This is a genomic window from Flavobacterium piscis, assembly GCF_031457575.1.
Lineage (GTDB): Bacteria > Bacteroidota > Bacteroidia > Flavobacteriales > Flavobacteriaceae > Flavobacterium > Flavobacterium piscis_A.
Genome location: NZ_JAVDWQ010000015.1, coordinates 17,476 through 30,621 on the forward strand (window position 1 = coordinate 17,476; position 13,146 = coordinate 30,621).

A 13,146-nucleotide genomic window follows, 5' to 3' on the forward strand; every position below is an offset into this window, starting at 1 on the left:
TTTTTTTGATTTATTAAATTTTACTAACCAACAATAGGAAAGAATATGAAAAAATTATACCAATTAAGTTCAATATTATTTGCCGTTTTATTTGTGTCATCTGCTCAGTTAAATGCACAGAATGCAAAAGTACAAATCGATAAAAATAAAACATATCAAAAAGTTACAGGTTTTGGAGGTTTTGTATGCAGCCCCCAATTTGGCTACGATTACATGTCTCCTGACGAAATCAAAAAAATGTGGGGAACAAACAGTCAAGCCGGTTATAACATTATGCGCCTTTATATTCCGGGAGAGAGTAACTGGCCCTCAACGCTTGCAACCGCAAAATTGGCTAAAAATGACCTAGGATTAAAGATTTTTGCAAGCCCCTGGACAATGCCGGCAGAATGGAAAACGAACAACAGTGAAGTTGCAGTTTTTACCGATGAAAACGGAGTTAAGCAAATTGGCTACCTCAAAGAAGAGCATTATGAGGATTATGCTTTGTATCTTAATCGGTATGTCACCTATCTTCGTGATAATGGAGTAGAGCTCGATTATATTTCAATTCAAAATGAGCCTGATGAAATGGCAACCTATCAGGGCTGTATATGGACACCTGCACAAATTGCTGGCTTTGTTAAAAATTACGGGCATCTTATTAATTGTAAAGTTATTGCGCCGGAAAGTGTGGGTTATTCAGATGCTTTTTCAAATGCTTTTTTGGATGCAGATGTCATGCAGAATTTTGAAGTTTACGGCGTTCATCAGTATGGTGGAATTCAGTCCAAATACAAGGAATTTCAGAATTATAATAAGGAGATATGGATGACAGAATATCTTATTAACTGGAATTCCGGAGGTATTGTTCGTGATTTTAATTGGGGAATTGATGCATTTAGTTTTGCAAACAGTGTCAATGATGCGATGTTAGGAAATGTCAATGCTTGGATTCACTACGCCACAAAGCGATATTATGCTATGATGGGTGATGGATCAAACGGAACAGTAGCTGGAGAAATTACCAAAAGAGGACATATACTTTCGCAATATTCAAAATTCACTACAGGTACAACACGCATAGAATCAACATGGAGTGATGCTTCTGCACAGCTTAAAGGCTCTTCATACATAAATGATGCCGGTGATAAAATTGTTCTTACCGTAATTAATCCATCACAAAACACGTATAATCTGACTGTAGATTTGCCATTTTATACTGTAAAAGGAACTAAAACAATTACCAGTCAAAGTATTGATATGCAAACTACTGCGACAAGTTTCGCAGAAACATTTCGTCCGGTAGTAAGTATTGACCCTTCTAGTATTATTACTTTCATATTTGACAAGAACAAGGAAAGAGTACCCTCACAAATGACCAGCAAAGAAGTTCATTATGCTAAAATTGAAAATCAGGCCGTGACAAATCCTGCATTTGGAACAGCTTACCAAATTAGCGGCAAAACAGTAACATTTGCAAACGCAAATCCTTTGATAAGTACCAATATGGACGGTTCTAACGGATATTTGAAATTAGATAACCGTTACAATAAATTTGTAATGCATGTTAAAAGTTTTACTACTGCAAACCAGGCCAATACTGATAATACAACACTGTATTATATTAATGACAATGGCGAAGTAAAATCTAAAAATTATGGAAAATTTAATTTCCCTACCGGTGTTGAATTTGATTTGACATTTGATATTTCTAAATCCGTTCTTACAGATGGATGTACTGGAATTATTGGCTTGCGAAATTCTAATTACAGTTCCGTACTTACTTTAAATTTGGGTGATGTATATTTTAATATTGCTGACGAAAAAGCAGCAGAATTTGGAGGAATATATTCAGATGACGACAGCCTTTTGATGGATGCACTTGAAAGTCCCAACTATGTATCTTTAGATTTTAGAAACACCACTGGTATCAGTTCTTCTCCCGATTGGCACACTAAATCAGCAAATAAAAACAGTATTTTTTATGTAACTGGTAATAGCACTGCTGACAATGTAATATCCGGAACAACGTGTAGTAATTTAAAACTTGTTGATAAGGGAGGCGATTTTAATGTTCCTTTTGATTTTTCAGCTACAGCTGTAACTTTTACCAAAACTATCACAGATTATGACGTTTTAGTTCTTCCATTTGAAGCCAGTATTCCCCAAGGTGTAACTGCTAACACGATGCAGCCTTCATCAACTAAAATAACCTGTAATAAAATTGAAGATCTAATTCCGGCGAATACGCCTGTTTTATTGAGTGGTACAGGAACATTTGTTTTCAGTGGCAGCGGAACTGTTTCCACACCAAAAGCCTTAACAGTTGATCAAATGAATCCGGTTTATATTGGTGTTAAAGCGCCTGTGGGAAGCTACACATTGAAGACCGTAAATAATGTTACGGCATTTTATCCTGTAACGGTAGGAAGTGAAGCTGTAATTTCATCATTCCGTTTTTACTTAAGTGAAAAAAGCGGATACAATGCAGCTATGCTTCCGTTGGAATTTACGACATTAAGTACGGTTCAAAATGAATTAGATGAAGTTAGTTTCAAATTATACCCAAATCCTGCATTAGAGGAAATTTATGTTGATAATATGACTTCTGATTTTGATTATAAAATTTTTAATGTTCAGGGGACTTTAATGAATTCAGGGACCTTGAAAAACGGCAATACCAGAATAAGAATAGAATCACTGCCTGCAGGAGTTTATATTATTAATGGAACTAACGATAAATCTAAAGTTAGTAGAAAATTTGTAAAAAAATAAGATTAAATTTCAGTTAAATAAAGAGTTGCAAAGTCTTTTAAATTAATGAAATTTTTTAAAGCAGGACCACGAGAATATTTTACCCTGCGATATTAAATTATCGTAGGGTTTTATTATAAATTATACGAAGCTAAATACTATGAAAATATATTTAATTAACATACTGCTGTTTTTCGGATTTGCATTATCTGCACAGCAGACAGATGATTTAAAACTTTGGTATAAAAGTGGCGCGGGTACAGTTTGGGAAAATGCCCTTCCAATTGGGAATGGCTTTCAGGGCGCTATGGTGTATGGGAATGTAGAGAAAGAAATTTTTCAATTAAATGAAGCCACCGTCTGGAGCGGAAGTCCGAACCGAAATGACAATCCGAATGCAAAACAGTCCCTTGATGAAATTAGAAAACTTCTTTTCCAGAAAGAATACAAAAAAGCTGAAAAGTTAATCAATGAAAATATAATTACTAAAAAATCCCACGGGCAAATGTTTCAGCCCGTGGGAAATTTAGAGTTGAGCTTTTCAGATCAGCAGGCTTTCAAAGACTATTACCGCGAACTTGATATTGAAAAGGCCGTTACAAAAACCACTTATAAAGTAAATGGTATTACGTATACAAGAGAAGCATTTACGTCTTTTCCGGATCGTGTTTTAGCTATAAAAATTTCGGCCGATAAACCAGGGAAATTGTCATTTACAGCGGCTTTTACCTCGGAACATAAAAAGCAAGATATATCCGTTAACGGCAATAATGAACTTTCGCTCTCCGGTACTACAAGCGATCATGAAGGAGTAGAAGGAAAGGTAAAATTTAATGCACTTGCGAAATTTAAAGTTAAGGGCGGACGTATAAATGCTATTGGGAATTCAATAAAAATTGAAGGCGCAGATTCAGTGCTCATCTATGTTTCGATTGCCACTAATTTTATTAATTACAATGATATCAGCGGCAATGAAACTGTGCTTGCAAAATCTTTTCTGGATAATGCATTTGATAAAAGTTATGATCAAATGAAAAAGAATCATATTGCCTATTATCAAAAATATTTCAAAAGAGTTCAGCTTGATCTTGGTACGACAGCAGCCTCTAAATTACCAACAGACGAAAGACTGGCGAATTTCAGGAATGTGTCAGATCCTTCTTTTGTCTCTTTATATTATCAATACGGGCGGTATTTATTGATTTCTTCTTCACAGCCCGGAGGCCAGCCGGCGAATCTTCAGGGTATTTGGAATCACAGCATGTCACCCGCCTGGGATAGTAAATATACCATCAACATTAATACAGAAATGAATTATTGGCCTGCTGAAAAAACAAATTTATCAGAAATGCATCAGCCTCTTTTAAAAATGGTTCAGGAATTAGCCCAGACAGGAAAAGAAACAGCCAGTGTGATGTATGGTGCCCGTGGCTGGATGGCGCATCATAATACGGACATCTGGAGAATTAACGGAGCTGTTGACGGAGCAACCTGGGGAGTGTGGAACGCCGGAGGTGGCTGGTTGAGTCAGCATTTATGGGAACATTATCTCTATACCGGAGATAAGGAATATCTTGAATCTGTATATGAAGTGTTAAAAGGAGCAGCTGATTTTTATGCTGATTTTTTGGTAAAAGACCCGACAAATGGATGGCTGGTTGTAGCCCCTGGAAACTCTCCTGAAAATTCCCCGGCAGCACATCAGGGTTCAGCAATGACTGCTGGGTCTACTATGGATAACCAAATCGTTTTTGATGTTTTTAGCTCGGTTATAAAAGCATCAGAAGTATTAGGAAAAAATAAACAATATGCAGACAGCTTAAGGAACTTAAGAAATATGCTGCCTCCTATGCAGATTGGAAAACACAATCAGCTGCAGGAATGGCTGGACGATGTGGATGATCCAAAAGATAACCACAGACATATTTCACATTTATATGGATTGTATCCTTCCAATCAAATTTCAGCATACAGAACCCCGGAACTTTTTGCAGCAGCAAGAAATACTTTACTGCAAAGAGGTGACATATCTACTGGATGGAGTATGGGCTGGAAAGTGAATTGGTGGGCCAAAATGCAGGATGGAAACCATGCGTTTAAATTAATCAAAGACCAATTGACACCTGTGGGAGTAAATGAAGGAGGAGGAACGTATAACAATCTTTTTGATGCACATCCGCCATTTCAAATAGATGGTAATTTTGGATGTACTTCCGGAATTACAGAAATGTTTGTTCAAAGTTCTGACGAAGCAATACATATTCTTCCTGCTCTTCCCGATCAATGGACTTCAGGACGGGTTACGGGTTTAAAAACTCGTGGAGGTTTTGAAATTGTTGATTTAGTCTGGGAAAATTCCAAACTAAAAAAACTGGTTGTTAAATCTCAATTAGGAGGTAATTTAAGATTGAGAATAGCCAGTAATGCCAAATTAAATAGTAAAATTCAATTAGAAAGGGCAGTTGGCAAAAATTCAAACCCATTTTTTGCAACAGAGGAAGTTTCTCAACCTGTTATTTCAAATTTATCGTCCATAAAAGGATCTGATTTGATTCCAACGACACTTTATGATGTTCAAACAAGAACAGGGCAGGTAATAACAATCAGTGCCAATTAAAAATCAAAAATTGTTTGGTTTGATTTTTTATATACATGTCAGCAAAATTATGTTTGCTGGTGTTTGAGTTAAAATGTAATATTTGAATCAAATTTTTTGGTTTACAAACTGTTTTCTTAAAAATATACGATTTAAAAATATAAATGATAAAAAAACCAGCTTTTTTTAGAAGAATTATTTTTGTGTTTTAAAAAGTGTTATTTTTACACTTTTAACAAACGCCGATTTTACTTAACTCATTTGGTAGTTTTAAGATAATATTCTTTAGTCTTATTTTAAGTTTTAAGATACCTGTTAGGTGTAATTATTAAATACGTCAGTTCGAGTGTTTTTTGTGCAGAGAACGGAACAAAAAATATATCGAGAACCGTTTTTAATAATAATTTTTCTGTTCTCGATATAATCCCGATGAAAAATCGGGATCACTCGAACTAACGAAAAATTATTATTAAAATAAATTACGCCCATCTGGTTCTAAAAAATAAACATGGGTAGTCTGTTATTAAAAATAGAAAATATTAAATTAAGGATTTAAAAATAAATACAATGAAATACAGCTTTATATTTTGTTTTTGTACGCTGCTTCTGTGTCATGCGGCAGAAGCCCAAATGAAAACATTTGACTTGAATGAGGTAAGACTAACCAAGGGAGCATTTAAAAATGCTCAGGATGTTGATCTTAAGTATATTTTAGAACTCAATCCTGACAAGCTTTTGGCCCCATATCTCATAGCTTCCGGACTGCCTGTAAAAGCAGAGCGATATGGGAATTGGGAAAGTATAGGACTTGACGGCCACATTGCAGGGCATTATCTTTCTGCCTTGTCTATGATGTACGCATCTACTGGAAATGCTGAAGTTAAAAACCGATTGGATTATATGATTTCAGAATTGGAAATATGTCAGCAAAAAAATGGAAATGGATATGTGGGAGGAATACCGCAGGGAAAAGTTTTTTGGGACCGTATTCATAACGGAGATATTGACGGAAGCAATTTTGGATTAAACAATACCTGGGTTCCGCTGTACAATATCCATAAACTTTTTGCAGGTTTAAACGATGCTTACCAGTATACAGATAATGAAAAAGCAAAGGATATTTTAATAAAGTTGGGTGATTGGTTTATCGAATTAATTCGTCCGCTTTCTGATGAGCAGATTCAGAACATACTAAAAACAGAACATGGCGGCATAAATGAATCTTTTGCCGATTTGTATATCATTACCAAGGATAAAAAATATCTGGAAACGGCCGAAAAAGTTTCGCACTTAGCTATTCTGAATCCACTGATAAAAAAAGAAGACAAATTAACGGGGCTGCATGCCAATACCCAAATACCAAAAGTTATTGGTTTCGAGAAAATTGCTGGTCTTTCAGGCAATAAAGAATGGTCAGGTGCGGTAGAGTTTTTCTGGGAAAATGTCACCCAGGAACGTAGTGTAGCTTTTGGAGGGAACAGTTTTGCCGAACATTTTAACCCGACGGAAGATTTTAGCGGAATGGTAAAATCAAATCAGGGCCCGGAAACCTGTAACTCTTACAATATGGAGCGTTTAGGTAAAGCTTTGTTTTTGAACAAAAATGATATATCCTATCTTGATTTTTATGAGCGTACGCTTTACAATCATATTCTTTCGAGCCAGCATCCTGAAAAAGGCGGTTTTGTTTATTTTACTCCCATCAGACCCAATCATTACCGGGTGTATTCCCAGCCGGAAACAAGCATGTGGTGCTGTGTAGGTTCTGGGCTTGAAAACCATTCGAAATACGGTGAATTAATTTATAGCCACACAGCTAATGATGTTTTTGTAAATCTCTTTATTCCATCAACATTAGACTGGAAAGAGAAAGGTGTTTACATAGAACAGAGTACAGAATTCCCATATCAAAATACCACAGATCTTGTCTTAAAACTAAAGAAAAGCAAAAAATTCTCTATGAATATCCGCTATCCGAAATGGGCTGAAAATTTTGAAATTTTTGTAAACGGAAAAATTCAGAAAACAGAAGCTAAACCGGCAAGTTATGTAACACTTAACAGAAAATGGAAATCAGGAGATCGCATAACGGTTAAATTTAAAACATCGACACATTTAGAAAGTTTACCGGACGGTTCAAACTGGAGTGCTTTTGTCAACGGACCAATTGTTTTAGCTGCCAAAACATCAAACAAAGATTTAGATGGATTATTTGCTGATGACAGCCGAATGGGGCATGTCGCAGCCGGTAAATACTATCCTCTGGATGAGGCTTATGCATTGATAGGAGAAAAAACAGATTATGTTGCAAAACTTAAGGAATTGGGAAACCTGCGTTTTCGCTTAGACTCTTTAGAATTAGAGCCTTTTTTTGAAATTCATGATTCAAGATACCAAATGTATTTTCAAAATTATACTAAAGAACAATATCAGGAAAAACATGAATTACTAAAACAACTGGAAAAGGAAGCAATGGTCATGGAATCTAAAACCATCGATAAAATTAATTGTGGTGAACAGCAGTCAGAAGTTGATCATCGTTATAAAGGTGAAAAAAGCGATTCAGGTTACGACGATGGAAAGTACTGGAGAAGCACCCGTTCTTATATTTCATACCAATTAGTAAATAAAAATAAGTCGGGAAAATTTTTGGATATAAGTTGTATTGATGACTTTAAAATTGACAACATCACAATTCTTATCAATGAAAAACCTGCTCAGATAATTTCCTTAGAAAATAAAACCATCAGGTTAAATATTGAGAAGATTGAAATTGTAAATATCAAAATAAAGTCTAACGACGGAAACAATAGTCCAAAGTTTCATCAATTCAGAATTTTAAAAGATTAAAAAAAAATCTATGCTTATTTTAAAAGTTTTTCCTTTTTAAAGTAAGCTGGAAAAGCGTCATAGTATATTCCATTCAAATGCAAAAATTATGAAAACCAGCTACCTTTATATCATAAGTCTAGTATCCTTTTTTAGTGTAAGCGCACAGCAATATCCTTATAAAAACCCTTCCCTTAGTTCAACAGAGCGTGCAAAAGATTTAATTTCAAGATTAACCCTTGAAGAAAAGGCAGCCTTAATGTGTGATCAGAGTGATCCAATACCAAGACTTGGAATTAAAAAATTCAATTGGTGGAGTGAAGCCCTGCATGGTTATGCAAACAATGATAATGTTACTGTTTTTCCAGAACCTATTGGTATGGCAGCCTCGTTTGACGATCAGTTAGTTTATAATGTTTTTAATGCTGTTTCTGATGAAGCCCGTGCCAAATACAATCAATGGATTCAGAATGGTAATGAGAATAAACGGTTTTTGAGTCTTTCGGTCTGGACGCCAAATGTCAATATTTTCAGGGATCCACGCTGGGGAAGAGGTCAGGAAACCTACGGAGAAGACCCATATCTTACTTCGCAAATGGGAGTTTCAGTGGTTAAGGGACTGCAAGGTCCTGCTGATGCTAAATACCGCAAGCTTTTAGCCTGTGCCAAACATTTTGCCGTTCATTCGGGACCAGAATGGAGCAGGCACGAACTGAATTTAAATAATGTAAATCCACGGGAATTATACGAAACCTATCTTCCGGCCTTTAAATCACTGGTACAAGATGCTGATGTGCGTCAGGTAATGTGCGCCTATCAGCGTTTAGACGATGAACCTTGTTGCAGCAATACCCGTTTACTGCAGCGTATCCTTCGTGATGAATGGGGATTTAAATACCTGGTGGTTTCAGATTGTGGTGCCGTTACGGATTTTTATACCACCCATAAAGTGTCGTCAGATGCAACGCATGCTGCATCAAAAGCCGTACTTGCAGGAACAGACGTTGAATGTGTCTGGGAAAAATATCCTTTTAAGAATTTGCCGGAAGCGGTTGAGAAAGATTTAATAAAAGAAACCGATATTGATAAAAGCCTGCTTCGTGTGTTAGTTGGCCGTTTTGATTTGGGCGAAATGGATGATGATGCAATAGTGCCCTGGACCCAAATTCCTGCATCTGTGCTTAATAACAAGGAACATCAACAGTTGGCACTTGAAATGGCGCAAAAGTCAATGACGCTTTTGCAAAACAAAAACAACATTCTTCCTTTAAATAAAGCGACAGGCAAAATCGCAGTTATAGGCCCGAATGCCGATAATGAACCGATGTTATGGGGAAATTATAACGGAACGCCAGTCAAAACAATTACCATTAAGAGCGGAATAGAATCAAAAGTTACGGCAAATAAAATAGTGTATGATAAAGCCTGTGATTTAGTTGAAGACAAGGTAAATCAAACTTATTTTGACCAGATTTCATTTGAAGGAAAAAAAGGAATGAAAGCGACTTATTGGAACAATCCCAACAGAGAAGGAAAGAGTGTTATATCGCAACAAATCGTGAATCCTATAAAAATGACTACCGCTGGCCAGCATGAATTTGCTTCGGGGGTTAAATTAGAAGGGTTTTCGGCAAAATATGAAACAGAATTTTCAGCTAAAGCAAATGACACCCTTGTTTTTAAAACCGGAGCTACCGGAGCTTTTGAATTGTTAGTTGATGGTAAGTCCATAGCAAAATACACCAACTGGCGAACTGTTCCCGGAAATATTCCATTTCCTGTTGAAGCGGGTAAAAAATATAAAATCGAAATTCTTTATGCCCAGTCAAACAACTGGCAGGCTAATCTTGAATTCGATTTTGGAAAAGAGTTTGATATAGATTTTGGAGGATTAATTCAAAAGCTAAAAGGTATCGATACCGTAATTTTTGTAGGCGGGCTTTCGACTTTGCTTGAAGGCGAAGAAATGCCGGTTTCTTATCCCGGTTTTAAAGGAGGAGACCGAACCAATATTGAGCTTCCTGCTGTTCAGAGAAAATGTTTGCAAGAGCTTAAAGCTGCAGGAAAAAAAGTAGTTTTTGTAAACTGCTCCGGATCTGCAATAGCTTTTGCACCAGAAACTGCAAGCTGCGATGCTATTTTACAGGCATGGTATCCGGGTGAATCCGGGGGACAGGCTGTTGCGGATGTTCTTTTTGGAGATTATAATCCAGCGGGTAAGCTGCCAGTTTCATTTTATAAAAACTCCGATAAATTAGGGGATTTTGAAGATTATTCAATGAAAGGACGTACTTACAGATACACAACAGATGTTTTGTTCCCGTTTGGTTTTGGCCTGAGCTATTCTAAATTCAGTATTGGTGCAGCAAACCTAAGTAAGAACAAGATAAAACCAAATGAAAATGCGCAATTAAGCTTCCCAATAAAAAACATTAGCAAACGTAACGGAACAGAGATTGTTCAGGTTTATGTTCGAAAAGTAAAGGATACAGACGGACCTTTGAAAACATTAAAAGGTTTTAAACGAATCGATTTAAAAGCAGGCGAAAAGCAAAATGTAACAATCGATTTACCAGCTTCTTCATTCGAATTTTATGATTCTAATAGTAGAGGAATGAATGTAACTCCTGGTGAATATGAGGTGTATTATGGTACCAGTTCTGATGCTAAAGATTTAAAAATGACTAATGTATTTGTTCAATAAACTAGGATTGTTTTGTTAAATGACGGTCGTTTTAAATTATAAAATTAATTCAGGATGAATATCTTTCTTCTGTTGCAAATAAAAAATAAAGTAATTAATCAATAGTGTGTTATGAGTTTTAAATATGTTTTATGTATCTGTCTGCTTAGTTTTTTTTTAAAATTAAGTGCACAGTCAGTTGTAAAAAGCCCTGACGGAAAGCTTAAAGTTTCTGTTTTTATCTCGAATGGAATGCCTTCGTATAGTATTTCTTATAATGAAAAAACTTTCTTAGAAAATTCTCCGCTGGGATTGAAAACCAATGTTGGCGATTTTACAACAGGATTAAGTTTAAAGGCTGATCCGGCACAAAATAAAATTGATGAAACTTATAACCTGCCTAACATAAAGCAGAGTAATGTTCATTATGAGGCGTATGAGGCCGTGTTTTCTTTTGATAAAGAAAGTAAAGCTGCTATTGATGTAATATTTAGGGTGAGCAATAATAATGTAGCTTTTAAATATAAGGTATATCCGCAAAAAGAGGCCCACTCTTGTGTGGTGCAGGAAGAAGCTTCCGGTTTTATGCTGCCTGAAGGAACAACTACTTTTCTTTGTCCGCAAAGCAAGCCAATGACAGGTTTTGCCAGAACTGCCCCAAGTTATGAAACATCGTATACATTAGATGCTCCAATGGGAAAAAACGGAATGGGGGAAGGGTATACCTTTCCATCCCTTTTTAAAGTAAATAATAATGGATGGGTTTTAATATCCGAGACAGGCGTTGACAGCGGTTATTGCGCAAGCAGGCTAATTGGACATGATAAAGGATTATATACTATCGGATTTCCAATGGCAGGAGAGAATAATGGAAACGGAACAACCGCTCCGGGAATACCGCTTATTGGTGAAACTCCATGGCGTACTATTACAATCGGAGAAACGCTGGCACCTATTGTAGAAACCACCATTCCTTTTGATTTGGTTAAGCCAAAGTACCAGGCTTCAAAAGAATATAAATATACCAAAGGATCCTGGAGCTGGATCATGAAAATGGATAGCAATACTACTTTTCTGGTGCAGAAACAATACATCGATTTTAGTGCCGCAATGGGATATGAAACCATCTTAATTGATGCACTTTGGGACACTCAGATAGGAAAGGATAAAATTGCTGAACTGGCTAAATATGGTGCAGGAAAAGGCGTTGGTCTGTATTTGTGGTACAACTCGAATGGCTATTGGAATGATGCTCCTCAGGGACCGAGAGGGATGATGGACAATATGACCATTCGTCGTCAGGAAATGGCCTGGATGAAAAGTATTGGCGTAAAAGGAATTAAAGTAGATTTTTTTGGTGGAGACAAACAAGTAACCATGAAATTGTATGAAGATATCCTGACAGATGCTAATGATTTTGGTATCATGGTTATTTTTCATGGCTGTACTTTGCCAAGAGGCTGGGAGCGCATGTACCCAAATTTCGCAGCTAGTGAAGCTGTTTTAGCCAGCGAAAATTTACATTTTGGACAAGGAAGCTGTGATAATGAAGCAATGAATGCCTCAATACATACTTTTATTCGAAATACAGTAGGAAGCATGGATTTTGGAGGAAGCGCCCTGAATAAATTTTATAACAGTGATAATATTCCCAATAAAGGTTCAAAACGAATCACTTCTGATGTGTTTGCGCTTGCCACTGCAGTACTTTTTCAAAGCGGTGTCCAGCATTTTGCGTTAGCACCAAACAATTTGACTGATGCTCCCGACTGGGCAATAAATTTCATGAAAGAAGTACCCACAACCTGGGATGAGGTTCGTTTTTTAGATGGATATCCTGGCAAATATGTTGTACTTGCCCGCCGAAAAGGAACCAACTGGTATATAGCGGGTGTGAATGCCCAAAAGGAAACGCTAAAACTTAAAATTAAACTACCAATGATTGCTTTCGGATCATCGTTAAATTACTATTATGATGATGAACAATTAAATGGAAAAGTAAAAACAATAAAACTTAAAAACAATGAGGTTGAAGTACTAATTTCTGGTAATGGCGGTATGCTTCTTTTGAATTAAAATTATGTCTTACATTATGGGTTTATATAATAAAAGAGTTGCCATTTCGGCAACTTTTTTTATCGTAAGAAGTTTTTATTGGTCTCAGAAATAGTTTAAAACTATGCACTTTAGTGCATTTAGCTTTAGCTTCTAAAAATATTTTAACCACAAATTACACAAATTAGCACTAATTAATTTGTGAAAATTTGTGTAATTTGTGGCTAATAAATAAGTATTGCAACCT

At 36.2% G+C, this 13,146-nt stretch carries 5 protein-coding genes; all 5 read left to right on the forward strand.

Annotated elements, in window-relative coordinates; all coding sequences use genetic code 11:
* Positions 1-45 precede the first annotated feature (45 nt).
* The 5 genes from J2W48_RS18020 to J2W48_RS18040 all read left to right on the forward strand — a co-directional run bounded on the left by J2W48_RS18020 (position 46) and on the right by J2W48_RS18040 (position 12,920).
* Complete coding sequence (locus J2W48_RS18020; RefSeq protein ID WP_310283091.1) at positions 46-2,757, forward strand: T9SS type A sorting domain-containing protein; 2,712 nt, start codon at positions 46-48, stop codon at positions 2,755-2,757.
* A 139-nt stretch (positions 2,758-2,896) separates the two neighbouring features.
* Positions 2,897-5,353 (forward strand): glycoside hydrolase family 95 protein, encoded by a 2,457-nt coding sequence (locus J2W48_RS18025; RefSeq protein WP_310283092.1) that lies wholly within the window; start codon positions 2,897-2,899, stop codon positions 5,351-5,353.
* 546 nt (positions 5,354-5,899) lie between these two features.
* A complete protein-coding gene (locus J2W48_RS18030) occupies positions 5,900-8,182 on the forward strand; it encodes a glycoside hydrolase family 127 protein (RefSeq protein WP_310283093.1) in 2,283 nt (760 codons plus the stop codon).
* A gap of 88 nt (positions 8,183-8,270) precedes the next feature.
* Positions 8,271-10,865 (forward strand): xylan 1,4-beta-xylosidase, encoded by a 2,595-nt coding sequence (gene xyl3A, locus J2W48_RS18035; RefSeq protein ID WP_310283094.1) that lies wholly within the window; start codon positions 8,271-8,273, stop codon positions 10,863-10,865.
* Positions 10,866-10,976: 111 nt separating this feature from the next.
* Positions 10,977-12,920, forward strand: a complete 1,944-nt coding sequence (locus J2W48_RS18040) for a glycoside hydrolase family 97 protein (RefSeq protein ID WP_310283095.1) — start codon at positions 10,977-10,979, stop codon at positions 12,918-12,920.
* The last annotated feature ends 226 nt before the right edge of the window (positions 12,921-13,146 follow it).

Excerpts from the sequence above, each read along its gene's own strand:
- J2W48_RS18020 (WP_310283091.1), top strand. The coding sequence starts at position 46 with ATGAAAAAATTATACCAATTAAGTTCAATATTATTTGCCGTTTTATTT.
- J2W48_RS18025 (WP_310283092.1), top strand. The coding sequence starts at position 2,897 with ATGAAAATATATTTAATTAACATACTGCTGTTTTTCGGATTTGCATTA.
- J2W48_RS18030 (WP_310283093.1), top strand. The coding sequence starts at position 5,900 with ATGAAATACAGCTTTATATTTTGTTTTTGTACGCTGCTTCTGTGTCAT.
- xyl3A (WP_310283094.1), top strand. The coding sequence starts at position 8,271 with ATGAAAACCAGCTACCTTTATATCATAAGTCTAGTATCCTTTTTTAGT.
- J2W48_RS18040 (WP_310283095.1), top strand. The coding sequence starts at position 10,977 with ATGAGTTTTAAATATGTTTTATGTATCTGTCTGCTTAGTTTTTTTTTA.